Annotated in this window: 19 protein-coding genes; 9 read left to right on the forward strand and 10 right to left on the reverse strand. The window is 46.5% G+C overall.

Features of this window, described 5'->3' with window-relative positions; genetic code table 11:
- Positions 1–16: 16 nt before the first annotated feature.
- The 10 genes from menD to G1C95_RS12215 form a co-directional block, all read right to left on the reverse strand.
- Positions 17–1,798, reverse strand: coding sequence for a 2-succinyl-5-enolpyruvyl-6-hydroxy-3-cyclohexene-1-carboxylic-acid synthase (gene menD / locus G1C95_RS12170; protein WP_240947565.1), 1,782 nt, complete (start codon positions 1,796–1,798; stop codon positions 17–19).
- Between the two features lie 25 nt (positions 1,799–1,823).
- On the reverse strand, positions 1,824–2,966 hold the full coding sequence (locus tag G1C95_RS12175; RefSeq protein ID WP_240947566.1) for a polysaccharide pyruvyl transferase family protein: 1,143 nt from the start codon (positions 2,964–2,966) through the stop codon (positions 1,824–1,826).
- Between the two features lie 32 nt (positions 2,967–2,998).
- Positions 2,999–3,985 (reverse strand): DUF6625 family protein, encoded by a 987-nt coding sequence (locus G1C95_RS12180; protein ID WP_169173224.1) that lies wholly within the window; start codon positions 3,983–3,985, stop codon positions 2,999–3,001.
- A complete protein-coding gene (locus tag G1C95_RS12185; RefSeq protein ID WP_169173225.1) occupies positions 3,982–4,836 on the reverse strand; it encodes an O-antigen ligase family protein in 855 nt (284 codons plus the stop codon). The genes G1C95_RS12180 and G1C95_RS12185 overlap by 4 nt, the downstream gene beginning before the upstream one ends.
- A 402-nt stretch (positions 4,837–5,238) precedes the next feature.
- The gene (locus tag G1C95_RS12190; RefSeq protein ID WP_169173241.1) at positions 5,239–6,255 is read right to left on the reverse strand and encodes a capsular polysaccharide synthesis protein; all 1,017 of its coding nucleotides are present in this window, start codon (positions 6,253–6,255) and stop codon (positions 5,239–5,241) included.
- Entirely contained in the window at positions 6,255–7,301 is a 1,047-nt protein-coding gene (locus G1C95_RS12195) for a glycosyltransferase (protein WP_169173226.1), read from the reverse strand. Before G1C95_RS12195 ends, G1C95_RS12190 begins: the two co-directional genes overlap by 1 nt.
- Positions 7,301–8,737 (reverse strand): glycosyltransferase, encoded by a 1,437-nt coding sequence (locus G1C95_RS12200; RefSeq protein ID WP_169173227.1) that lies wholly within the window; start codon positions 8,735–8,737, stop codon positions 7,301–7,303. The genes G1C95_RS12195 and G1C95_RS12200 overlap by 1 nt, the downstream gene beginning before the upstream one ends.
- A 3-nt stretch (positions 8,738–8,740) precedes the next feature.
- Positions 8,741–9,877 (reverse strand): glycosyltransferase family 4 protein, encoded by a 1,137-nt coding sequence (locus tag G1C95_RS12205; protein ID WP_169173228.1) that lies wholly within the window; start codon positions 9,875–9,877, stop codon positions 8,741–8,743.
- Positions 9,878–10,207: 330 nt separating this feature from the next.
- Positions 10,208–12,049 (reverse strand): AAA family ATPase, encoded by a 1,842-nt coding sequence (locus G1C95_RS12210; protein WP_169173229.1) that lies wholly within the window; start codon positions 12,047–12,049, stop codon positions 10,208–10,210.
- A gap of 103 nt (positions 12,050–12,152) precedes the next feature.
- On the reverse strand, positions 12,153–13,514 hold the full coding sequence (locus G1C95_RS12215) for an ATP-binding protein (protein ID WP_169173230.1): 1,362 nt from the start codon (positions 13,512–13,514) through the stop codon (positions 12,153–12,155).
- A 315-nt stretch (positions 13,515–13,829) separates the two neighbouring features.
- On the opposite strand from G1C95_RS12215, the gene G1C95_RS12220 reads away from it, so the two are divergent.
- The 9 genes from G1C95_RS12220 to G1C95_RS12260 all read left to right on the forward strand — a co-directional run bounded on the left by G1C95_RS12220 (position 13,830) and on the right by G1C95_RS12260 (position 24,767).
- The gene (locus tag G1C95_RS12220) at positions 13,830–14,972 is read left to right on the forward strand and encodes a glycosyltransferase family 1 protein (protein WP_169173231.1); all 1,143 of its coding nucleotides are present in this window, start codon (positions 13,830–13,832) and stop codon (positions 14,970–14,972) included.
- Positions 14,969–16,243: a glycosyltransferase family 4 protein gene (locus G1C95_RS12225; RefSeq protein WP_169173232.1), complete on the forward strand. Its 1,275-nt coding sequence runs from the start codon at positions 14,969–14,971 to the stop codon at positions 16,241–16,243. Before G1C95_RS12220 ends, G1C95_RS12225 begins: the two co-directional genes overlap by 4 nt.
- A 4-nt stretch (positions 16,244–16,247) precedes the next feature.
- Positions 16,248–17,660, forward strand: a complete 1,413-nt coding sequence (locus G1C95_RS12230) for an oligosaccharide flippase family protein (RefSeq protein ID WP_169173233.1) — start codon at positions 16,248–16,250, stop codon at positions 17,658–17,660.
- A complete protein-coding gene (locus G1C95_RS12235; protein WP_169173234.1) occupies positions 17,660–18,664 on the forward strand; it encodes a glycosyltransferase family 2 protein in 1,005 nt (334 codons plus the stop codon). The genes G1C95_RS12230 and G1C95_RS12235 overlap by 1 nt, the downstream gene beginning before the upstream one ends.
- Before the next feature lie 16 nt (positions 18,665–18,680).
- Positions 18,681–19,418, forward strand: a complete 738-nt coding sequence (locus tag G1C95_RS12240; RefSeq protein WP_169173235.1) for an acyltransferase — start codon at positions 18,681–18,683, stop codon at positions 19,416–19,418.
- 359 nt (positions 19,419–19,777) lie between these two features.
- Positions 19,778–21,001 (forward strand): O-antigen ligase family protein, encoded by a 1,224-nt coding sequence (locus G1C95_RS12245; protein WP_169173236.1) that lies wholly within the window; start codon positions 19,778–19,780, stop codon positions 20,999–21,001.
- Positions 20,998–22,224 carry an acyltransferase family protein gene (locus tag G1C95_RS12250; RefSeq protein ID WP_169173237.1) on the forward strand — a complete coding sequence of 409 codons (1,227 nt, stop codon included), beginning with the start codon at positions 20,998–21,000 and terminating at the stop codon, positions 22,222–22,224. Before G1C95_RS12245 ends, G1C95_RS12250 begins: the two co-directional genes overlap by 4 nt.
- Before the next feature lie 221 nt (positions 22,225–22,445).
- Positions 22,446–23,477, forward strand: a complete 1,032-nt coding sequence (locus tag G1C95_RS12255; protein WP_169173238.1) for an acyltransferase family protein — start codon at positions 22,446–22,448, stop codon at positions 23,475–23,477.
- Positions 23,478–23,768: 291 nt separating this feature from the next.
- Positions 23,769–24,767: a DUF6625 family protein gene (locus tag G1C95_RS12260; RefSeq protein ID WP_335341435.1), complete on the forward strand. Its 999-nt coding sequence runs from the start codon at positions 23,769–23,771 to the stop codon at positions 24,765–24,767.
- Positions 24,768–25,389: the final 622 nt, after the last annotated feature.

The following is a 25,389-nucleotide window of genomic DNA, read 5'->3' on the forward strand; positions in this document are numbered from 1 at the left end:
GGAACTCACCAAAGACCTATCTCTTGATGCCCAATGTTCGGGCAATTTTGAGAGCACGTTCCTTTCCAATGGTGTTTTTTATGAAATCCTTGCTCTTCATTTTGGCTTCGGCCACGGCATCATGAGGACGGCTCAGATTATAGAAATCGAAAATGGTCTGGGAGTCGGTGCTCATCTCGGTGAAAACCTCAAAGAGCATCGGCTTATCCGCCGCCATATTCATAAACTGTTTCACGGCTTCGTCATATGATGCCTTATCGTATGCCGACAGATACGTAAAACCACACGACCTCGCCCACCCCTCAGCCACAGCATGATGCCGCGCGGCGGTGTGCAGGTCACTGGCCTCGTTCTGCCACATGCCGTTGTAGTAGAACTCTTCGCCGCCATGGTTGTTAAGCAGGAGGATATGCACGTTATGTCCGATATGGCGTGACCGCAAGGCGTTCATACCATAGAAGAACGAAAGGTCTCCGATTACTAGGAAGCTCGGTATTGCTTCGTCTGCTACAGCTTGTCCCAGGAAGGACGGCAAACAACCGTCGATGCCATGCGTACCAATGTTGGCGTATACGTTGACTTTGGGTTGAAGCTTGAAAAAATTCGTTATACGAATGGAGCCATTAATACTCAGATGCAGCAATGAACCGGAAGGAATGCGGGTGACCACTTGCTGGATGGCATAGATGTTTGACCAAGCGAATTCTGGGATGGTTACAGACTGCTCATACTGCTTCAGACTTTGGTAATACAAACCATCGTTTTTGATGTTGTCAGACACGTGTTCGTCAAAATAAGTGAAGAAATGCTCTGGCGTGCATTCGAAAATGGTGGTAAGACTCTTGAACACGTCGCAGACCTCGCCATTCTCTTTGATGAGCCAATGCTCAAACCGGCCATGATTATGCAGGAGCATATCTTTGATGCCAGAGAAGATATTGCCACCATATGTAATGACGATATCGGGGATGTAATCTTTGAACTTTTTCCCAGTTACATAACGCGTGTCCATACATACCGAAGGGTTGAATGTGCCTTCGCATTCGACATTGGACATGTAATCAACGGCAATCGCACTGTTGAAACGATGGAAGAACTCCGCCATGGCCTTCTGCTGTGCCTCAGAGATAAAACTCTCCTGCCCGCCGATGACTAAAATGCGCTTCGCATGGGCCAATGCATCGATTTTCTTTTGCCACACCTCTTCAGGGGAGGATAGTTGGAGGCGTTCAATCTGCGGCACCGCCGGCAACTCTTTAACGGTGAATGCATGGTTATATTGTTTTAGCGGCACATTGATATGGACCGGCCCAGTGCCATTGTGATCCAGTTCGAGTAGTGCCTCATTGACTAGACGACGGCAATAGATGTAATCATCATTGTCACGAATGACCGGAAGGTTCACAGATTTACGGACATGACGGTCATACATGTCGACTTGATCGATCATTTGATCCTCAAGCTGTCCAAGCATTTCATAGTCCCTGTCACCGGTAAGTACGATGAGTGGCACATGTTGGTAGAAGGCCTCGGCCACAGGTGGCCAATAATTGCACGTGGCAGTGGCGGACGTACAGGAGATGACAACTGGCTCTTGTATACGCTGGGACAACCCAAGCGCAAAATAACCGGCACTGCGCTCATCGGTGAAGGAATAGCAAGTGAAGAACGGATCCTCTTCCACAGAATGCACGAAAGGCACGTTTCTCGAACCTGCTGAGAGCACACAATGACGGATGCCGCGATTCTTAAGCGATTGAATGATTATCTGATATGACTTGATTTCCGTATACATCATAAATCCTTTCTAACCTGATACGTCATCACGCTCTGGCTTTCGCAGCGATGCCGTTATTGTTCTGGGACAAGCACCCATCAAGGAAACGCTTACCCTCGCTACGGAATTCCACGAGGCTACATCTGACCGATGCCCAATCAATAGCCTTTTCGTCTACGTCGATGTCTTCGGGACAAGCATTGTCCGCCACACGCCGTTCGCTAAGATTGAAATCGTTGAGCACATCGGCTAAGCGTACCGAGAAGCGAGGCGGGTTAAACACCACCAGCGGCTTTTCGAATAGGATAGAGAAACATGTGCCATGGAAGGAGTCAGTCACCACATAGCTTGCATCGCGGAAGACGGCAAGCCACTGCTCGGGAGTCGGTTGGCAAATAGATTCGCATCCTTCAGGAGCCGGCTTACGGGGCGTAAAAGTCACCACCCTCGTCTTGATTCCAAGCTTTGCAGCCAAGTTCTTGGCATAGTCTGTCATGCACTCGTTCTTGTTCAACATGTAGACCAGCACGTATGGTTCGTTATATTTAGGCTCAGTCGCAGAAAGTTCATGCCAAAACTCTGGGCGGCAGAGGAGTACGGGATCCTTCAGCGCTACCGATCCAGTAATTCCCATGTGTTCAAGGATCTTCACGCTGGAGCTCTCTCGAACGGAAATCGCATTGAATTGTTTTAGAAGAGGTTTCATGCTTGCCTCTTCATCAGCGGGGATGGAGAGGCGACCAAAACTAGCTGATACAGTAATTTTCCTGCAGGATGCAGGAACGTTCATTAGCGTGTATACGGGATCGATACCTTTATTCAGCTCCTCGTTCCAAGTTTGATCGCTTCCGACACAGTAAATGGCCTCATTATCGAATTCTCCCCCGTTGATGAACTTGTCGGCATCGACAAGAGGCAGTCGCTGCGTGACAAAATTTCGGAACAATTTTCTGTTTGCTCTTAGTTCAGGAAGCGCAGCAGCATATCGTATGATATTAATCAGTAGATTATGTTTGCCATCCTTCAAATAGATATCACGCAATCCAGTCTTGGTCCAATCAGGTCGGCAATAATCGACAAACAAAGGATTTCCATATTGGTCTAACAGGTCTTTTGTTGCAACCGACTGTAGCACGGTTCCATAATTATAAGAATCAATAATTGTGGAAACATATATATCTCGAGACATTGTCATCTCCTTTTCTTCTTGACAATATACAATTAATTTTTGAGTTTCCGCTTTAGTTTCCCTCTAATTTTCTTTGAATAAATGTCTAGATAAAAGCGACTAGGGCAACGCAATAGAGGCAAACGTAAAGATGAAAGCGAATCTGGAATGTAAGACGCTTTGGCAAAACGATCAGGAAGAATTTCTATAGTATTTGAAGACAAAACCGATAACGGCATTCTAAGTTTTCTTGACATGAAATGCATGTACAAGAATTCCTCAACATGTATCTCTTTTGCTTCGGAATCCCATGAAACCGATATCACCCTCCCGTTATCCCAGTAATAACGAGCAAGCGTATAGTGACGCACAAATGTTCTCACTTGGGGATCGTACTGTGATCTTGTGATGCGATCGCACAGAATCGAAACGTTCATGGAAAGATCCTGAGTAAACACCTTTGCCTTATCCTGCAAAAAAATGGAATGCACGTTATACAAATCGGGGTTTTTCACGGAATCTGGGTTGTCTTCATCGAACACATAGATACGATTTGTAGTGAGAGCCTCTCGATAAATTTCACGTCCATCAAGAGATTTCATGAAGCGGCGATTGTTGTTTGGAGTATTGCGGTACAGAGTAAGATGACCAGCTGAAAATATCTTGTCATAGTCCTCTTTAAGAATCGGTGTCAGCATTTTTTCTAAATTACCGAAAATCAAATCACAATCACAGTGTCCCCAGTATTCGTATCCTTTGATATATTCTTCGAACAGGAGACCATAGGCAGGTTTGAAATCACAAAGCTTGTAGGGGCTGGGAATACAAGGGACAAATCCGAGTTTTATTGCAGCGTTCGCTCTGAACTCATCCAACGTCATCGGCATGATATGGACATTATTTGGATACATGTAACAATCTGTATTATCTGTAAAAATCAGATAATCATAAGTGGGGTTGGCACCACAAGACCGTAAGAACAAAGGAAAATAATTATTAAACTTACCAAAATAAGGAAGAATCAGTACACACTTGTTCATGCTTTCACCTTTTCTTTGGAAATATTTGCCAGTAGGACAAGGCAGGCAAAGAATAATGTGCTGAAAGTGATCTCTACAGTGGCAATGCAGATAAGGGCATAGATAAATGAAGTCACCGCGAGGATTCTCATCTTGCCCACTTGTGGATTGATCGACTTGATGGTGTTCCATATGAGAGCCAGAAGTAGTGCGCCGGCTGCCAAACCTCCGGCCAGCATAATTTCGGCAAGGCCATTCTGAGTATCTGGAACAAATCCGATACCTTGCCAGCTCATAACGTCGTAGCTCACTCCGTAGCCATATCCCAGAAAAGGTTTCTTTTCGAACGCTTGTGGAAAGACCTCGAAAATGTTGGTTCGTCCTGTCATTGTCGGATCGCGATGCAGAATGTCCACTACAAAATGCCGTACAGCGGAATTGTGCATGACTGTGGGGGCAACGTATAGGAATCCATAGCTAATTAACACTGTGGAAACAGCTGTTACAGGGTTACAAACAAATTTCGGGAATTTTGTTCCTAGCAAGAACCAAGTCATCATGAGTGCAAGTCCGACGACACCAGTCATGCAATCCACTCGAATACCGGTGATTATCGAAAGAATTATCAAAATGAACAGAGTCAATTGATTAACTGCGCTACGAGATATCTTTCCTGATTGAAGTCGGATGAACCAAAGTGTGATGACAAACATATGAAAGTATGCCACCGAAAACTTCAGGCCGAGAAGGTAAACTTCAGAGGAAGATGTGGTAAATAAAAGCACATCATTGATTATCAAAACACAAACGCTAATTTTATAAAAAATATCAAGTACAATTCCTAATTGTTTTTTTTGCCTTGCGTATTCCATAACCAATATGAATTCAATCAATCCTAAAAAAGCAAACGCACATGCAATGAACGGATTGCGTGAATAATTATGCCTATTTAGAAATGAAGATATCATCAGTATGCAAACGAAGAAAAGCCAAAGCCAAGTCTGTGTCAATAGTTTTGTGGAGAGTAGGCTTCTAATCTGCAGAAATAGAAAACTACCGATTATCGCAAGTAATACATATTTAGCTCGCGCATACGAAGAAATATAGCTAGAGAAATCAACAAAGACAAGGAAAAATGACAGACCATAGATTATGTTCTTGGCATTGAGTCGAAGGGGACTATGCCAAGATGAGACAGTTGTCATCATATGGCCTTTCTATATGGTATGAACTTTGTGTTCGCTTGATGTCAGAATAGGAATGTTCTATGGTAGCTATTTCAAATTTCCATTAAGAAGTACTCCATAATAGGTTGTTTCATTGTTGACGGTTTTGGGATATTCCTGTTTCCAAGTTAATTTGAATAGAGAGGTGTGAGCTTTCAATGTTTGCCATTCGTTTTCGTCAAATTTGTCACCGAGCTTGATCCATAGGTCATCGCAACGAGGATTGTTGGGCTTAATTGCTGCAAAAGCTTCCGCAATACGTGAATCATGTCGTTGCGCAAGTACAATTAGATAGTCGGTAAGCAAATAATCGATTAGATAATCGTTATTCTGCCAATAGTGAAGGTAAAAATCCCTCAAAGCTCGAAATATCCAACGGTTTGTTTTGTCACAGCCTAATGAATAATTAGCGAAATAACCTTGTGCGACTGAACAATGTAAGTATCCAGGCCTCTTGATAGAGAATACCGGTTTGCCAAACGCAATTTGTTCCAAATCGCCTGTACATAAGAATGTTGCGTCTAACCAAGTTCCTCCATAATCAGCAAGAAGACACAAACGCAACAAATCAGAGTAATGAGTCAAAGACATTACACCTCTGGATCGTTTATCCTTAACCCATTGCGGAAATTTCACATATTGTTCCACATTCTTCTCGGTGATGATTGTTACTTCATGATCGCCGGCATTGCGTTGAATGGATTCAACACATCGTTTTACGATTTCGGGAGCGTTCTCGATTCCTTGCCACCAACACAGCCAAATCCGCCCAGTCATATCTGGATCAGCCGGAGGAAGAGGAGCATCGTAATCGTAATTACGGTAGAAAGCACCGTATCGCTTTTCAAAGTAGTCGAGCATGATCTCATGCTTGCGAATCAGACGATCACGCACTGCAGGAGGTTCTTTGAACCCGTTGCGGTTCATCACCTGGATATCGCATTTCGCGCGAAACGTCTCTAGTGCGTCACTCCATGACGTCTGCGCAGCAATTGCTCGTGTAGCCCGTAGTTCCTCATATATGCGGTGGGTGATTCGCTTCAGACTATTATGCCCTGCCACCATTATTTCCACACCTTCTTTTTCAAAACCTGTCGCGCTTGCATCAAGAGGAGGACCTCCCACTCTCGGCCATGAAGCAGCGCTTGATGGAACATCCTCTGCTGCCGAGGTAGCTTTTTCAATGGGTAACTCGCGCTGTAGCGAACACATAATTCACTGTCAGTCAGCTGATGTAGATAACGAAGCTTGCTCGGAATCGACACGTTACCGTCAACTACCAATCCTGCATACAGACGGCAATAATCGATTGCTGTGCGTTTAACGCGTATCAGACATTCATCATGGTCGATCTGTTCTTGCTCGGCCAGTTGCCAGAGCCTCGTGATGAAAGTCTCATAACGAATGAGCTTGTCTGGAGAGAAGGATCGCATGATTGATGGCTGATTATCCATGCGATAGCAGTAGTTCGTATTATCGGTGAACACGATGATGGATGCTTCACGATAAGCGGACAGATTAAAAATCGTGTCTTCTGAGAGAATCTCCTCGAACCGAAGCCTTTTGTCCTGCAGCATGCTGTTGCGGTAGATGGTCGTCCAGACGCGCATAGGGAACGATTCAACGGTTGTGTCTTCAAGTGAATGCCCGAACAACTTGTTGCGAACGGGCATGATTTCATCGCTTCCGCTCAACACAGTATTCGCCAATGGATGCCGCTTGGTGATGCGTACATGGCCATTGACCATATCCCGATGGCCGCCGACTACTATATCCGCGTCATGTTGGGTGGCGGCAGTATATAGGTTCGCGAACATTTCTGTATCGACCCAATCGTCGGAATCGACAAATCCGACGTATTCGCCCCGAGCGTGTTCGATGCCAGTGTTGCGAGCGGGACCCAATCCGGCGTTTTCCTGATGAAATACATTCACCCGAGGATCCTTGACTGCATACTCATCGGCGATGGCACCACAACGATCGGGAGAACCATCATCCACCAGAAGAATTTCGATATCCTGAAGAGTCTGGCCAAGGAGACTATCAACACACGGCCTCAGATATCGTTCGACGTTATACATTGGCACGACGATGCTAACTTTGGGACGCATTATTCAGCCTCCTTGCTCTGATTGGAAGCGAAAGACTGCAGAAATGTGTGTCGATAGGAGTCTGCAAGACGCTGAATGTACGTATCCTGCTCGCAGTGATGTTCTATATATTGAACACAATTCTGCTGGATGGTTCCGTATGCTGCCTTGTCGACGCTTGCGGCTTGGTAAAGCTTGTCGGCAAGATCGTCAACGTTGCCGGATTCGAAGGTGTATCCGGTGTGGTCTTCCTCCACGAGTTCGGGGATGCCTCCGATGCGCGCGCCTATCACAGGGGTTTGCGCGGCGAGGGATTCGAGCCCGGAGTAGGGCATGTTCTCACGCCATTCGGAGCAGAGTACGGAAAAACGGGCGTTGCCGACTTCGTGTTGGAGATCCTCGCCGGTTTTGTAACCCAGGAGTTTGATTCGGGATTGGGCTTCTGGGCCAGCGGAGTTAATCATTTGTTCGATGGCCTGACGTTCGGGACCGTCGCCTACGATGTGAAGATCCCAGTTGGAGGGGAGTAGGGGATGAGATCCCCCGACTTCGCTGCGCCCCGCTCGGGATGACGAGGAAGTAGAAGACTCCGTTCGGGAGGATGAGGCACCCAATAGGGACAATGAAGGCTGCTGCTGCAAGCCTGCGGCTTTGAGGAAGGCTTGCACGAGTGTGAGAATGCCCTTCTCCTTGCTTAAACGGCCGAAGAACAGGAAATAAGGATGTGCTCCGGCCGCCTCATCCTCGAACTTATGGGTGTTGGCCACCTGCTGGGCCATGTCCATCTGACTTGCGGTCAGGAAGTTCTGCATGGCGACGACACGGCCGGCATACCCACCTTCCTCGAGCTTGCTTTTCATGAACTCGGATGGCGCGATGATCAGATCGATCTTGTCATAGCTCTTATGCCACTTGAGGAATTCCGCCTCCATCATGGCCAAGGCGCTTTTCGCCTTGGAACCTTTGACGCAGGTGTTGTCCAAGGCATGCTTGAACCGGCGATCCAGGCACAGGTCGCACACTTCGCCGTGCCCGTTGACCATCGTGTAGGCGGGGCACAGGAGAATGTAGTCGTGCGCGGTGTAGACCACGGGCACACGGTGGCGCTTCAGGTATGGCGCATCCAGAATCGACAACGTCAGCTGGCGATGCACATTGTTCAGATGGATCACATCCGGCTTGAATTCCTCCAGCAGCGCTTCGAACTTGCGTTTCGCCTCGAAGGAGTAGATCAGCGTCGCTGCTTCCTTCGCTTGCTGGAACGCGGAGATCTTGCCCACGTAATCCTTTTCGGAGACGAAGTACTTGCTCCAATAGCTGGGCTCGTTCTGCGGGTGCTGCATGGAGAAGAACGCGACCTCATGGCCGAGCGCCTTCAATCCTTCGGCCAAAGCGAAGAAATAGGTTTCGGCACCGCCCTTGCGGTAGAAGTATTTGTTGACCAGAAGCACTCGCATCGCTCACGCCTCCCCGCGATACAGGGCGAGCGTCTGATCCACCACCTGATCCCAGTCGTACTTGTTGGTGATATAGTCCGCGGCCTCGGCCTTCAACTTGGCTACACGGTTGGAATCCGACAGCAGATCGCCCAACTGGTCATGCAAATCATCAACATCGCCGTGGCGGAACGTAACCGCATGGTCGCCCACAACCTCGGCGCATTCGGGGATGTCGGAGGTCAGGCAGGCGTTGCCGTAGCTCATGGCCTCCAGCAGGCTCATCGGCATGCCCTCAAGATCGCTGGGCAACACGTACAGGTAGGCGTTGCTGTACAGCTCCTCCAAGGTCCGGCCCTCGATGAAGCCGGTAAGAATAATACGTGGATCCTCGGCTGCGGCGGCTTTGATCTGCTCGTAGTACTCGGAGGAATCCGAGGAGCCGCCGGCGATTACCAGCTTCTTATCGGTGCCGAGTCGTTTGAATGCCTCAATCAGATAGTGCACGCCCTTCTCCGGCACGATACGACCGAGGAACAGCACGTAATCGTCCTTCGCGAGACCGAAACGCTCGGCAATCTCCTGCACCGGCACCGGTTGATGGCGTTCGATGCCGTTGGGAATGAATCGCGTATCACGACCATACGTATCCTTGAAATACCGCTGTACGTTACGACTTAGCACAATGACCTCATCCGCACACTTCGCGGCCGTGCGCTCGCCCAACTTCAGATACATGGAAGCGAACCGACCCCACTTGGCACGCTGCCAATCAAGACCATGAATCGTGGCCACAGTGCGAATGCCCATCCAATGCGCCAAACGCAACGGCACGCACGGGCCCTCCGCATGATAATGAATCACATCCGGACGTGCTTTGATCGCCTTCAACGTGGCGAAGAACGACGAGGACAAAGCAGCCAGACCTTTAGCATCGATGGTGGTAACCGGTACGACCCTCACACCCTTGTATATATAAGGAGCGTCATGCTGATTGGCCGAACCGTCATACTGCGCGCCGGCGACGTTGTGCCCCTTGCGGTTATACGCGACCACGCGCTCGCCATGCGCTGCCATGCGGGTGGCAAGCTCCTCCACCACGATCTCGATGCCACCCTCGCGCGACGGAATGCGCTTATGGCCCACCATCGCAATCCTCACAGAGAGACCCCCATACCGCGGCACAACAGCGGAAACGCACAATCGACATAACGGCCGTTATCGGCAAAATGCTGTTCCACCGCGGGCCTCCTTCTCTCATGCTGCGCCGTTTTGGCTGTTGCTCAATTGCCGCCAGTATACAACTACGGGGGTACCCCTAATCAATACCCCCGTATCATTCTGAGAAGACTTCACACAACGCGCCCATCTTCGGGGGTATTGGGTGACACAAAAGCGGGAGTCGGCACACTCGTGACAAACGAGTGTGCCGACTCCCGTCTAGCTGCACTATATATAAGGACTTACAGCTACGGTTCTGTCAATCCATGTTCAGTCCAGGCGCTCCGCCGCCACGGCGCAGTGCTTACCACAGACTGCAACGCCCCAACGTAACCGTCCTTGGGCGTTCTTCGGCAAAGCGCCCTCGTCGTAGCCCCGTTCCGCAATCTGCTGCAGTGCTTCATGTGCCTTGTCGGTCAGCACTGTGTCCATATCCGCGTTGGTTGCGAGGTCTTTTGACTTGATGAACTTCAGCTCTATGGTGACCAGTGGCCGAATCTTCGGTGCTACGAACGACAGATCAGCATCAGTATCTCCGCCGGGAGCCAAACGTATGTCGTAACGACCATACCCAGATTCCCTGTTGGACTGTGGCCCGCTATAGCCGGGCACTCCGAAGCAGAGACCGAGCATCAACATATGCAACGAGTTCTCTGACATCATATCGAAACTGGAGACTCCATCTCTCAGAATGTTCGTCAGCTCGCGCTGCACTTTATCCTTATCACCGGCAACCAACGCTTGCTGGAAGTCCAATAGACGAACATTGCCGCCTGCCATGTCCGCAAACCTGCTGATGATCTCCGTTTTATAGAGCAAGGAGATTTCCAAATCGGGGATACGAAGTCGGCGCGGCACGTCGACTCGACTTGGCGCTTTCACATCCTGCGTGGTTAGGTATCCGGCCAAATACAGCATTGACCAGATTGCTTGGGGCTTGGCTTTCAAATCGGGGAATACAATGCCTAGATCCAGCGGGGCTACCACTACGCCATCTGGATTCATCAGACTATACACATCGTTCAACGTTTCCTGATCGGCGTTGCGAATCAAATCGCCCACTACGGAATTACCGGAAGTGTTGCCCCAATAGACATCTGGCTCGCAATCCTGTTTGAAGTAGTTCAGTATGCTCCACGGGTTGTAGACATCCTGCTTGCCAAACCGGTAGCCGTCATACCATTCCTTCGCTTCGCTCTCGAAGCCGCTATGCCCCAGATACTCGCCAAGAGCTGCCACTTCCTCTTCCGTGAACCCGTATCGTTCATCGAATTCCGTAGACAGCGCGGTATTGACCACCAGATTGTTGAGATCACTGAAAATGGACTCCTTGCTGATACGCTGCACGCCGGTCAAGCAGGCGAATGCTAACGATTCACCACTATCTTTCAGCACGCCGGTCATCCATGTTTTCAGGAATCCAACGGCCTGATTGTAATAGCCGCCATCAGGTGCGGAATATGCAGCCATCACCGGCGCATCATATTCGTCGATAAGCACCACCACACCAGTATTGTGGTATGCCTTCAGCATGGCAGCCAAGCGTCTGAGAGAATCGGCGAATTCCTGTTCTGTTCCTTGTCCTGCGGCAATGGTGTGGAAGAACCCACGATCTGCCTCTCCCAGCTGATCGCTGTTCTCCAAATAGCCATGACGCCGGTATTCAGCGGAAATCATGGAGCATAGCGAACCATATGTGGCTTTCCATGTGTTGCCCTTGGCCGTGCGCATGCTCAGATGAATTACTGGATAAGCACCTTGGTATGCACGATAACGGCCGTCCTCCGCCTGCCATACATCAGACCCCTCGAATAGCGGTGCACGACTGTGCCCATCCGGAGGAATCTCGAAGAACGCCTTCATCATCGTCATATTCAACGTTTTGCCAAACCTACGCGGGCGGCAGAACAACATCACTTTATATCCGCTGTTGAGAATATCCACGATGAGCTGGGACTTGTCCACCAGCACCGAGTTCCGTGCGGCTGTATCGAACCCATCGTCCCCGATGGGCAGCATTTTGCGGCCGCTGTGGTCGATAATGCACGCGCGCGGTGTGCGCCATACGCCATTGCCGGCTTTGCTTAATGTCTGTGCCTGTTCAACGCCCATATGCTCTTCCTTGCCCGTTCTTGCCCGGATTGGTGTTGTTCGCTACTGACTATTGTATGGCGACAGCGATGCTGCCTACCTTGGAGGTTAAGGCAGCGGCTGTCTACAGCAGGTCAGCCATATAGAGCGGCAGACGAATCAGGTCTCCTTCCACGGACATGGGCTTGGGATGCAGAATATAGCGGGTTCCAACACGTTTGCCGAACTTCGTCTTGAACTTGTCCAGCGATCTTGCCGCGTATCGTTTGGTTGACTTGACCTCCACAGGTGAGATTCTCATGCGTCCGGCAGCGTCATCGTATTCCTTGGGCAGCAGAAAATCGATTTCCATGGTGTTGGACTGGTCTTCGACATCGCGCTTTGAATAGAAAAACAGCTTGTGGCCTGAAGCTACGAACTGTTGTGCCACGATGTTTTCCGTGAACATACCCTCGTTGATCTCGAGTTTGCCCAGAAGGATATCGCGATACAGCTCATGAGGCGTGCGAGTATTGTCTGCAAACAACTGGGATATGAGAAGACCTGTGTCACTCATGTAGCACTTGAAAGAACTCTCATTCATACTGGCGGAAAGCCCTACGCTTGGATCGTCAACGTTATAGGCAGTAGCGCTGATACAAGCATCAGACAGCCAGAAGAATGCATCGGCGTATTCCCTGCTGCGAGCGCTTCGATCCAACGACGATAGTTTGAACTTCTTCTCATGGCGTGCCAACTGGCTGGGCAAGGTGGCGAGCACCCGCCTAATGCGAAGAACGTCTTGGGCACCGAAATGGGATATATCATTACGGTACAGCGTGAGAATGTCTCGCTTCACATCATCCACTATGCCGAAATCTTTGCTTTCTATATATGCTTCAACAGTTTGCGGCATGCCCCCCACCAGCATGTATTCGCGGAACAGCCGCTCTGCCTTGCGATGTAGGGAATCGGGTAGCGGCTGCAAACGAGCGTACGAAGTTCGAATGGCTTCCATAAGAGGTTCTTGGCCGGATGCGCACAAGAACTCTTCGAAATCCAATGGGTTCAACCGCATAGAGGTTTCTTCCGATGGCACCACTATGCCTTGCACGTTGTGCCGAATCGAAATGAGAGATCCGGTCTCGATATAGTCATAGCGTCCATCTGCAACAAGCTGCTTGATGAACTCGCGAGCCGTGGGGAAACGCTGCACCTCGTCGAAAACGATGACGGAATCCCGGCGAGGTAATGAGACGCCTGTATATGCCTGCAAATACATGAAGAACGAATCTACGTCGGCTCGATACTCGTGGAAGAGGTCTTTGATGTCATCGGATGCTTCAGAGAAATCAATGACCAGATGAGCGGAGTACTCCTTCTTGGCGAATTCCCTCACGAGTGTGCTCTTCCCGACTCGACGCGCTCCTTCGACAAGCAACGCACGTTTGCCGTGAGTTTGCTGTTTCCATGCCTCAAGTGCCGCATAGGCTTTACGGTGAAACATCAGTGCCTCCAAAAGCTTGCAATATCAAAGAAAAACACGAAAATACAAGTTTGTTATAGCTCAATTATACACGAAAATACAAGTTTGAAAGGGCTTATTTCTACACGAAAAGATGAGTTTGAGCTTTTGAGGTGTGAGTCTTTCCTCACTCATTCGTGCTGTGCTACAGGGCAGTTTGGCGTGCTCCTGGCGTCGCTGCGTTGTCTCTCATCACCACTGCTAAGCCGATAACGGCCGTTATGTCGATTGTGCTGCTTGTGGTCTGGCCACCGATGGGTTTGGAGATGATGTCGCTCTGTTCGTCGAGGTTGCACGATGAGTGGCCCGATTCGTGTTGCCCAGGTGGTGGGGCGGATGATGGGTGGTGGCGTCGAGGCCACCATCATGAACCACTATAGGCATATTGATCACAGTCGTGTTCAGTTTGATTTCATTGCGCAGACCGATTCCACTGTGGTGCCACGCGATGAAATCGAGTCTCTGGGTGGGCGAGTATTTTTCGTCCCGTCGTATAAGAACCCCGTTGCTTATGTCAATGCGTGCCGAAAACTGTTCACAACAATCAAACCGGACATCGTGCATTCGAATATGAACGCAGTAAGCGTGTTCACTCTGATGGCCGCCAGTCAAGCCGGAGTAAAAGTTCGCATAGCGCACTCCCATTCCACTAGCAATCCCGCTGAACGCGGCAAGACCTTGGTGAAGAATGTGCTAAGGCCTTTCTCTCGCGTATATCCCACCCATTATGCGGCGTGCTCTGATTTCGCTGCAAGGTGGCTGTTCGGCGACAAACTAGTTGATTCCGGGGCTGTGTATCTCATGCGGAACGCCATCGACTTGGATCGTTTCGTTTATTCCCAACAGTTACGAGATGCGAAGCGCTCTAAACTCGGTATATATCCGAATCAGCTCGTGGTTGGGCAGGTCGGGCGGCTATGCTTCCAAAAGAACCAAGCATTCTCCCTAAAGATGTTCGCAGAACTGTTGAAGCAGCTCCCCGATGCGGTGTTCGTCATCGTGGGTGATGGTGATTCCCGCGGCGAGCTTGAGCATCAGTCAAGAGCGCTCGATATCGCCGATCATGTCAAGTTCCTCGGCGTACGTGAGGACGTCGCAGAACTGTATTCCATGTTCGACGTGTTGTTGTTCCCCTCCACTTACGAGGGTTTGGGCATGGCTGCTGTCGAGGCGCAGGCAACCGGACTACCAGTCATCGCATCAGACCAAGTACCAGATGAAGCCGCTGTCGTTCCTGAACTGATGCAACGCCTCTTGTTGAATTCGGATCCCGCACAATGGACCGAGGCCGTCGCATCAGCCAGGAATGTCTCGATAAAGCGCTTGGGACGAAAAACCGAGCTTACACGAGCCGGCTACGACATCCACCAAAGTGCAAAACAACTTACCAATTGGTACGAAACATTGTCTACGGGGAATCATTCAAGGGGAATTGCATGAATAACAGGGTCGCCGTAATCACCTCTGGTTACCTTCCCGTTCCCAACGTTCTTGGCGGCGCGGTGGAGGCACTTGACATGATGATGGTGCGGGAGAACGAGCGTACTGCGGATTTCGATTTCACCGTCTTCTCGTCCTGGACCAAAGAGGCGGAAAAAGTTGCCCAAGAGGAATCGCTGAAGCACACGCAATTCCGATTCGTCAAGACGCCGACACTAGTACGTTGCGCGGATCGCATGATCTACATGGCTGCCAAATACCTGCTTCGCAAGAAGAAACTCATGAGCTACCGATATATCGCGCAACGGTTGTGGTATATACATAAAGTCGCCAAGACCCTTGCCCATGGCGACGCGAACGGTAACGCCCCTTTCGACAAGGTGATGATCGAGAATCACGCCACATTGTTCATGACAATGCAGAAGCACGGCAACGCCGAGCGTTATGCGGGCAAAGTGTATTACCACCTTCACAATGAAGTCTTGAACGATTTCGGCTGTAAAAAGGAGATCTCACAGGTCCGCAGGGTGCTGGGCGTATCGAATTACATCCTCGAAACGCTTGACTCATTTCTGCGATCGCATGGCGAGCCTGGGCTGCGCGATGACCAGAAAGCAGTTTGGCGCAACGGCGTGGACGCGTCCCGTTTCGGCACGGCGGAGGCCGCACAGCAGGGGCGATTGTTCCGAAAACAATGGGGTATTCCTGAAGATGCCATCGTGTTCCTGTTCTCCGGTCGTTTGACTGAGGAAAAGGGCGCGGAACAACTGCTGCAGGCATTCAAGCAAGTCGCCGCAAAGGAGACAAACGTCTGGCTGGTCATCGCAGGGGCATTCTTCTTCAATTCGAGCATCGCAAGCCCGTTTGAACAACGGCTTCACCAACTTGCGGACGATCCCACGGTAAAGAATCGAATCGTCTTCACCGGATTCGTGAATTATGAGGATATGCCCGCGGTCTACGCCATGTCGGACATATGTGTTCTGCCGAGCATTTGGGACGATCCTGCGCCGCTGGCGGTTATCGAGTCTCTAGTTTCCGGAAAGCCGCTGATCACCACGAGATCAGGCGGCATCCCCGAATATGCGGATGATGAATGCGCCATTGTTCTAGATCAGGACGAAAACCTTGTAAGCAACTTGGTCGAAACAATGATGCTGCTTGCAGACTCTCCCGAACGACGGCAAGCAATGAGCCTTCATGAAGCTGTTGTAGCCCCGAGCATGAGTGAACATTCGTTTATGCTTCGTTTAAGGGAATTGCTGGGGTGAATTTGTGAACAAGTATAAAAATCTGCTGATTAATATAGGTTTATTCGGTCTCAGCGCCGTAGCAACTAAGCTGATGGCTTTTATTCTAATGCCGCTTTATACCCTGCATTTCACTACGGGCGAATACGGCGTAATGGATATGGCGACTATTCTAATCACCTTGTTGTTCCCGATACTAACTTTATTAATCAGCGAGGGAATGCTCCGGTTTATTCTCGATGACAAAGCTAATGTGAAATTCTATATTACTGAAAGTTTTGTGGTAATGACTGCAAGCTGCATGGTCTTGCTGGCATTGCTGCCACTATTGGATTTACCAATATTTGGCGGTCTTGGTGAATATAAATGGTGGTTTTTGCTATCTTACATAGCATTATGCTTTCCCACGGTAATGTCCACTGTTGCAAGGGCACTGGATCAAACGCGGCTTATGGCTTATGCTTCAATCCTCTCAGCAATTTTGATGGGAATTATCGCCTATGTGACCATCGCACGCATGAACCTTGGCTTGATTGGATATTTCTACTCGTACATCATTGGAAATGGCTCTGCGGCTTTGATTTATATTGTAGGCGGCAGGCAGTATCAATTCATAAGTCTTTCAGAGTGGATAAACAAACGCCATCTCCGTAAAGATTTATGGAGATATTCTTTGCCGTTGGCTCCGAATAGTTTATGTGACCAAATCCAGACAACCGCAAGTAGATTGATTTTAACCGGAACACTAGGTATTTCCTTTTCTGGCCTATATGCAGCAGCATCGAAAATACCAAATCTTCTGAATGTACTACAACAGATTTTCTCTCTAGCTTGGCAAATATCAACGTTTCAAGAGTTTAGAAGCAGAAGCCTAAAACATTTCTACGATGTTATATGGCGAGGATACAACGCCATAATGGTGCTTGGAAGTTCTTTGGTAATACTTTTGACCTCATTCATTGCGAAAATATTAATGCAAGGATCTTTTTACGCCGTTTGGCCGATAACTACCATTCTGGTTCTTTCATTCTATTTAGCATCCCTCTCTAATTTCCTAGGAACAATTTACCAAGCATACATGCATACCAATTCTTTATTACTTGGAACTTTTGCGGGAACAATGGTTTGTATAGCGTGGACTGCCACAACAGTAAGTCATTTAGGAATTGTATCCGCCGCAACAGGAGCACTGATTGCCAATCTTCTTATTTTCATTATTCGCGCGATAGATACTCGTAAATTTATGAAAATAGATTTCCATATATACAAATTTTTAACAACTCTTTTTCTTTTAGCCGCACAGACAACAATTGTTTTTCTGCAATTTACTCAATATCAAGTGTTTTCTCTTTTTTGTTTCCTAGGCATTACCCTTATTCAATGCTTTGAGTTATTACCCTTCATGAAAATAATTGTTAAGAAGAAAGAACAACACTAATGAATGATAACCTCAAAAAAACATCTCCACTCATTTCTGTAATAGTGCCGGTGTATAAGGTTGAAGCATATCTTGATCGTTGCGTGCAGTCCATCATCAACCAGACATACTCAAATATGGAAATATTTCTTGTCGATGATGGATCCCCAGATTCTTGTCCATGTATTTGCGAAAAATGGGCAAAAAAAGATAATCGCATACATGTAATTCACAAGACGAATGGCGGACTGGCATCAGCTCGCAATGCAGGACTTGATGCATGCACTGGTTCCTATATAGGTTTTGTAGATTCTGACGACTATATTGAACCGGATATGTATGCAACATTGATGAAAAATATCCAATCATTCGATGCTGAATTATCAATTATAGGCGTCAAGAGGGTATATGAAGATGGGAAAGTTCATGCTATAGGCCCAAAGATAGGACCTATAGCAATGGACTCTGCGGAAGCATTTCGATATATAAATCTTCCAGGATATTTTGATGTTGCGGCTTGGAATAAGTTAGCATCACGTACGTTATTTGAAAACCTGCGTTATCCGACTTCAGAAAAGACAGCAGAAGATTATCCAGTCACCTATGCTTTACTCGATAAGGCTGAGACGATCGTATACGACTCGAAAGCTTGCTACTCATATTGTCAATACTCCAGAACAACATTATCCGGCGGCATCTCTGATGCTAAATATCGCTTCAGCCTGCAAATGCTCAGACTAGTTCAAGAGCATTATCCGGAAAGTATTGATTACGCTCTATACGGACATGTCTTTGCTTCAGTAAGTATGTACGACGCTATACTTTCATCTAGACAATTAGATAAATACCGTTCATATGAAAAAGAAGTCATCAATTTAGTGAAAAAATCTTATCCCACAATCAGAAAAAAAATACAGCTACCTACGTTAAGACGTATGCAAATTTCTTTTCTTTATCATTCTCCTGCTTTATATAAGCTACTTTTTCTATTTTATAAACATATGAATAAAAAATTAATTGATTAAAACTTATGGAGGATTCATGCTTCACGCATTGAAACATGTAATATCTGGGATGATATATGGGCATAAAGCAACTTCAGATCGATACGTTGCCTGGCTTCGAAAACAGGGTGTTCGCATCGGCAGTCACGTCCATTTATATACTCCTTGGTCTATAAAGATTGATACGCAGAGGCCATGGATGATTGAAATTGGCAACAATGTGCATATCACCGCAGATTGTTCAATTCTTCAGCATGACTACAGTTGGAGCGTCATTCAACATCTGACAGGCGAGGTACTTGGAGCATGTGGCAAAGTACATATTGGGAATAATGTATTTATTGGACAAAAAACTGTAGTGCTCCGCGGCACTGAAATTGGTGACAATACCATCATTGGTGCCGGAAGTGTGGTTGTAGGCAGACTCGAAGGAAATGCTGTCTACGCTGGGGTACCAGCACGAAAGATATCAAATTTAGACACATTCATTGCCAAGCGTCGAACACAGCAAATTATTGAAGCCACTCAACTTGTTGAAGAATATAAAGCTGTATATAAACAGTTTCCCAGCAAGGAAATTTTAAGAGAATTCTTCTGGCTCTTTGAACAAAGAGCCAGCAATGTCGCATTGAATCCTGTATTCCAAAAAGTTCACGAGCTTGATGACAATAAGGAGCGTTCTACGCAAGCGTTCATGAAAAGTCATCCTCAATTCGATAACTATGAATCATTTCTTGCCTATATAAAAGAACACGACAATAGCAATATCGTTTAAATATAGAAAGCCGTATCATGATATTCGTCTCCTATACCACACACAACAGACCAATCAACTATAGAATAGTTGTTTTACAGAAATATGGTCTCAACACTACATTATGAAAAATTAGAGTTGCGGCACATGTCTTAAAATATACTCTTACGTTTTTTAGAAAACTAACGAAGCTGAAAATTTTCGTGAGAAAATTATACTTGTTGATCCTCACAACTTACGGAGAACGGATTACTACTATCATCAGTTCAAAGTAAGTATAGTAACGCTAACTTACACGTGCTTTGATTGTCTTTCTAATAACAGTTAGAGACCTATTCTAACAATAGTTCTCATATCTTGAACTAATATAAAGAAGACAAATGGATACCATCTTTACTTTTATTACAATGGCTTTCCCTAAAGCTGGAGCTCAGGTTTCAGGCTTGCCTCTTACACTTAACTTACTTTTAACGGCATATGTAGTATTACGCCATCCTAACCAAACTTTATTAAGTATTCAGAAATATCATGACCTTGCTGTTGCTTATGCTCTTCTATTTGTGTTCGGCTTACATTCTATGTTACTGGCTGTCGCACAAGGAGTATCGCCATATGCACTTTCTCAAATGCTCATCGTAATAGGCTCTCCACTAGTTGCCGTCTCAGCATTGCGCCTAAATGCCGAAAAATTTACCAAAATTGTTATCTGTGCGATGCTGATTGTCAATCTCTACGCAGTAGCTCAATACACAGCAGGAATTGAGAATACAGCCATTGAAGGAATCACCTATACTTATGGACAGAGCATTTTTGATAAGCCCATCGGTCTAAGTGTCGATGGCACAGCTGAAAAAATGATTTCAACATATCAAAATGGCAATTCATTTGGATTATTTGATGCACTTGGTCTCAGTTATCTATTGAATCGACTCCCAATCGACCACAAGTGGAACATTGCTAAATTATGTGCACTATTTCTAGGATTTATCGGATTTATGCTATCTGGATCACGCTCTATCCAAATTCCTTTCATTCTTGTCTTACTTTTTATTTTAATACAATATATAAAACGAACTCCAAGCAGATTACGACAAAATATAATAGGTGGCTGTATAACAGGATTGGTCATCATGGCCATCTTTCTCAGCTACAACTCGACAATGATGTCCAAGTTTTTGGATCGATTAATAACTCAAACAGTTGCTGACCCTACGGCCAGCGGCAGAACAGAGCAATGGAATATTATTTTTTCATCTATTAGCAATATGGATACAATAACACTCATTCGTCAGTTCTTATTGGGAAAAAATCCCCAAGCAGATTTTCGTGGCGAGGGGTTACCGGATTTTTTTGCCACATTTGGCTTACCTTGTACTATTGCATTTTATAGTGGTCTTATTTTGTTAATTATTCATTGCTGGAAATCGAAATACGGAAAAACCACAGCTCTTGGAATCCTATCGGTATCTATCGCATTTTGCTTTGACCAATCATATTATTATCCTCCCGACATTATGAACGTATATCTATTTGCTGCAGCAGTCTACCTCCTTTCAAATCAAAAAGCAATGCAAACCAGATGTTTAGAAAGAAGATTTGCATGATGATAGACGAAACATTTATTAAATACGTTTACGGAAAGGAAAAATATATCAGCGGAAATAATTTATATATACAGCATAATGCAATAGACAAAGGGACAACAGATAGAGACAAGTCATCCGATGGAGCTTCTTCATTTCCCTACTTTTATTGGCTTGATTCCCTTAAGGGATTCGGCATTTTGCTAGTAGTTATGGGCCATACGTGTACTTATGACTCTATACTTCATTGGATTTATTCATTTCACATGGCTTTATTCTTTATTATCTCGGGATTGCTATTCCGCCCACGTCCACTCATTGAAGCCATAAAGCATAAAGCGAAACATCTACTTGTACCCTATGTTTTTTTTGCCACTCTCACTTTTGTATACTGGGCGTTAATTGAACGCCATCTACGACCGGATAACATTCCTGTCTCCAGCGCATTTATGAATCTGTTTCTTGCCCGTGCAGGGTCAGATTATCCGCAGAATGCAGTGATGTGGTTCTTACCATGCTTGTTCGTTACGGAAATAGCATTCCTCATCTTGCTGCGAACCCTCCAAATCGTAACCTCTGCATCGTCAAATCGTGTCATCTTACGGCATGCTTTATTCATCGGTCTTATAGTAGTCTGTCTTGCCATCGGTTATTGTTCTGAGCATTGGCTGATACCAATGTTAAAAACTCGAATGCCTTGGGCTTTGGACATCGTCCCTTTTTCGTTATCGTTTATCATTATCGGCTATCTTCTACAACCGCTATTGTCGCCTGTCGATAATATCATTCGTCATTTTTCTTCTATACGACTAGGTGTCGCTGTATTGGGGATCATCGGTTCTGCATTGCTATGGGCATTTGTTCAAATCACTAATCTTAATGTGAATTTGAATCTTGCTGTTGTCTCGAATATCGCGTGGATGCTCATTGCATCTCTCTTAGGTTTCGTCTCTTCAGTGTGTCTTTGTTCAGCTGCGGACAATTCTGCTTTACGTTACATTGGCGCGGCTTCATTAACTATTATGTGTGCACATGAGCCAGTTAAACGCGTAGTTATTCAATGTTGTACAATGATCGTCAGAACTAATAGTTCGACATTACGCTCTAGTCTGCTTATCAGTTGCGCAATCGTCGCTATCGCTGTATGCATTTGTCTTGTCGCCCATGTCATGATTAAGCGTTTCGCGCCAATTCTTATAGGCATCAGCAACCCCCCGCAGAAACATACAAAGTGTACGTATTGATAGCACAACATTCTCGGATCGTCATCTGCTCATATGAAAAAGGAGCATCATTATCTGCCTCGAACCTAAAACTCAACCAATAGATTGGTGTGTTCAAATAGAATGTCGACAGTATTCAAGAATACTTGACAAAGTTCACATTGATTTGACAAAAGATATTTGCAAATTCAAATTGACCTCCGATAAATGACTCCTATTCCGTTACTAATAAGGATTAAGCAATGCACTCTCAACAACGCATCCAATGGATCGACATCGCCCGCGCGCTTGCCATGTTCCTGGTATTCTTCGGACATCTGGGAGAAACATGGTTTCCGCTGCTCCAACCCGCGCTCGATGCCATCTACACATTCCACATGCCACTGTTCTTCCTCCTCAGTGGATTATTCTTCAAACCGGGAGTCCGCCTGTCCGATCTAGCACGCAAACGAGCACGCACACTGCTGATCCCCTACTATGTGTTCTCAGTGCTTGCTCTTATCTCACCTGTGGTGAAGCTGTTGCAGCCTTCTTTATACGCCGAAGCCGGCAAATCCACCACTACAAACCCCCTTCACGAGATCCTATCGATCGTCCTGTCACAAGGAAATTCCGGGCTTTGGTTTTTATGGTCGCTGTTTGTCGCCCTACTGGCCCTGTGGCTCATACTCCGTCTTACGAAAGGCAACCGGATCGCACAACTGATCGTGCTCCTACTCTGTCTCGCCACCGATTACGCCACGGCAGGTGCTGTATGGCGAGACACCATGCCATTTCAACTGGGTAGGATATTCGAGGCCACCGCCTATGTGGGACTGGGACACCTCATCGCGCAAACCTTCGATATCCGCAGCTGGGATCATATCCCGGTAATACAAAAAGTCGCATGCTTCGCCGCCGGGCTCCTAGCGTTCCTCAGCCTAGAATTCATCACCGTCACACATCCCGTGTGCACAAGCCCTGCATCATGGCCGCTCGTTTTCCTCACCACGCTAGCAGGAATCGCCACGTCCATTAGCGCCAGCCTTCTAATCCCCGAATACGAATGGCTGAGCGTCATCGGGCGCGACAGCCTCGTGTTCTACGCCCTCAACGACATCGCTCTGAAGGTCGTGAAATTCGGGCTGTTTTCCGTCATCAAACTCCCCATTGCCACGATGAATCTCCCGCTCGAGCTAGCAGTGGGATTGTTCATCGTCATACTTGCAATGGGCATCTGCTATGCGAGCAACTTCTTCATCCAACGGCACATGCGCTGGAGTATCGGAGGGTGATCACACAGAATAACGACACAGACTGTTATAAACACGCTGAGATACAGGAGGAAAAATACAAACCTAAACTTTGTTATCTTTAACATCGCCTTTTTGTTTGACTTCCCCTGAAGACCATTATCGTGGCGATTTGGTTCATTTCACATTACAGTACAAGCACATACCACTACCTTAACATGCCACATCTTGATAACAACCTAAGGCAGCGAACTTACCCTTGCACCAAGGATAGGTATGGTCAAAGTGTGCAAACCATCGGGCCCTACAACATTTTAGGGCAGGAGCAAAAGCATGAAAAAATGCGTCTTAATACTTCCATATTTCGGCAAATTCAATAATTATTTTCCTCTTTTCTTACGTTCTTGTAAAGCTAATCCATCCTACGATTTTCTAATTTTCACTGACAACACAGAGCATTACGTATATCCTTCGAATGTTCACGTCGTGCCAATGACTCTGAATGAGTTCAAAACAAATGCTGCCATTAAACTAGGATTCAAACCTTGCATTCCCAGACCTTACAAACTTTGCGATTTTAAGCCTGCTTATGGTTTCTTGTTCGAAGAATATATCCAAAACTATGAATACTGGGGACATTGTGACTGTGACTTGATCTTCGGAAATCTAGGAAAAATATTGACACCAATTCTCGAAAAAGGATATGACAAAGTATTTGCAGCCGGACATTTGACCATCTATCGTAATACACACGAAAATAATCGTCGTTTTATGAAACCTCTCAATGGACACGAGATTTATCGCGAGGCGTTCACTACCAGCAAAATCTATGTTTTTGATGAAAATGTTGCTTGCTGGATGAATCCAAATCGTAAAAATGTTCATTCAATTTTCAAACAAGATAATTGTGAAATATTCGAAGAAGATTTATCTTACAACGTTAGCACTCAAAAAAGCGTAATCACAAGAACAAAATATAATCCACGAACACAAGGTTTTTCTGTGATTTCATTACCCTATTCTAGAGTTGGTTATTATTTTACCAATAGTGGAGTGCATGAAATTGCTTGGGATAATTCGAAGTCATCTATTACGAAACGTGATTACCTTTATATGCATCTTCAATCAAGACACATGAGGATTAATGATAAAGATTTTAGCGCAAGTGTTATCAGTATTCGTCCAGATAGATTTATAGGATTAAATCAAATCCCTCAGAGCAAGAAGCAAATTCCACTTATCATCTTTCAAAAGCTAAACATGTTTTGGATTGACACATATAAAATGAAAATCATCAAGAAAATCCGTTCTTTTAATAAGAGAGAACAATAACGTTAAAACAGCAGTCATTGAGAATAGGGCTGCGCTACAAAACCAATTCCCGGTCTTATGCCGAACTTCTAGTTCTGACACATTCTATAGTCCCAGAAGCAATCGCTTGGAACAGAGCAAAATAATGTCCAGTTTCCAGCACACTTTGTGATTTGAACCGAATGCGGAGGTGACCCGCGCGGTTTGCGTTTTCAGCCGCCAGAAAACGCAAACCGCAATTGGAAAAGGCACAGGCCAGCCCACACCCAAGGAAATCTTACAATTCGAACAAAACGTATATAAATCATCGAGAGTAGCTTCGAGCGGAGCCAATGATTCTGGGTGGCAGACCGGAGACCCGCCGCGATTTCGGTATTTCTCATAGATTGCGGGCATGGAGGGGCCGAAGAAATGGCACCATTTCAGCGACCACAGGTGTTCGAAAGTCGAATGAGAATATGGTTTGTGGCAATCGATGAAGGCCGCGTCCCCAGTATTGAGCATATAAGTTTTGTTCTCTTGAATTTTCAGAGCAAGTGCAACGGGTGTGAATGATATGGGCCCATGGGTTCCCGATAGCATGGTGTTTGCTTACGACAACCAGACATCGGGAGGGCCCATGGGCCGGTACACCCATCTTACC

The organism is Bifidobacterium oedipodis (assembly GCF_012932425.1).
GTDB lineage: Bacteria > Actinomycetota > Actinomycetes > Actinomycetales > Bifidobacteriaceae > Bifidobacterium > Bifidobacterium oedipodis.

What these genes read in the sequence shown, in the direction of transcription:
- G1C95_RS12220 (WP_169173231.1), top strand. Translation starts at nt 13,830, where the DNA reads ATGAGTGGCCCGATTCGTGTTGCCCAGGTGGTGGGGCGGATGATGGGT.
- G1C95_RS12185 (WP_169173225.1), bottom strand. Translation starts at nt 4,836, where the DNA reads ATGGAATACGCAAGGCAAAAAAAACAATTAGGAATTGTACTTGATATT.
- G1C95_RS12215 (WP_169173230.1), bottom strand. Translation starts at nt 13,514, where the DNA reads ATGTTTCACCGTAAAGCCTATGCGGCACTTGAGGCATGGAAACAGCAA.
- G1C95_RS12260 (WP_335341435.1), top strand. Translation starts at nt 23,769, where the DNA reads ATGAAAAAATGCGTCTTAATACTTCCATATTTCGGCAAATTCAATAAT.
- G1C95_RS12235 (WP_169173234.1), top strand. Translation starts at nt 17,660, where the DNA reads ATGAATGATAACCTCAAAAAAACATCTCCACTCATTTCTGTAATAGTG.
- G1C95_RS12250 (WP_169173237.1), top strand. Translation starts at nt 20,998, where the DNA reads ATGATGATAGACGAAACATTTATTAAATACGTTTACGGAAAGGAAAAA.
- G1C95_RS12255 (WP_169173238.1), top strand. Translation starts at nt 22,446, where the DNA reads ATGCACTCTCAACAACGCATCCAATGGATCGACATCGCCCGCGCGCTT.
- G1C95_RS12225 (WP_169173232.1), top strand. Translation starts at nt 14,969, where the DNA reads ATGAATAACAGGGTCGCCGTAATCACCTCTGGTTACCTTCCCGTTCCC.
- G1C95_RS12200 (WP_169173227.1), bottom strand. Translation starts at nt 8,737, where the DNA reads ATGCGAGTGCTTCTGGTCAACAAATACTTCTACCGCAAGGGCGGTGCC.
- G1C95_RS12180 (WP_169173224.1), bottom strand. Translation starts at nt 3,985, where the DNA reads ATGAACAAGTGTGTACTGATTCTTCCTTATTTTGGTAAGTTTAATAAT.
- G1C95_RS12175 (WP_240947566.1), bottom strand. Translation starts at nt 2,966, where the DNA reads ATGTCTCGAGATATATATGTTTCCACAATTATTGATTCTTATAATTAT.
- G1C95_RS12240 (WP_169173235.1), top strand. Translation starts at nt 18,681, where the DNA reads ATGCTTCACGCATTGAAACATGTAATATCTGGGATGATATATGGGCAT.
- menD (WP_240947565.1), bottom strand. Translation starts at nt 1,798, where the DNA reads ATGATGTATACGGAAATCAAGTCATATCAGATAATCATTCAATCGCTT.
- G1C95_RS12190 (WP_169173241.1), bottom strand. Translation starts at nt 6,255, where the DNA reads ATGGTGGCAGGGCATAATAGTCTGAAGCGAATCACCCACCGCATATAT.
- G1C95_RS12210 (WP_169173229.1), bottom strand. Translation starts at nt 12,049, where the DNA reads ATGGGCGTTGAACAGGCACAGACATTAAGCAAAGCCGGCAATGGCGTA.
- G1C95_RS12195 (WP_169173226.1), bottom strand. Translation starts at nt 7,301, where the DNA reads ATGCGTCCCAAAGTTAGCATCGTCGTGCCAATGTATAACGTCGAACGA.
- G1C95_RS12245 (WP_169173236.1), top strand. Translation starts at nt 19,778, where the DNA reads ATGGATACCATCTTTACTTTTATTACAATGGCTTTCCCTAAAGCTGGA.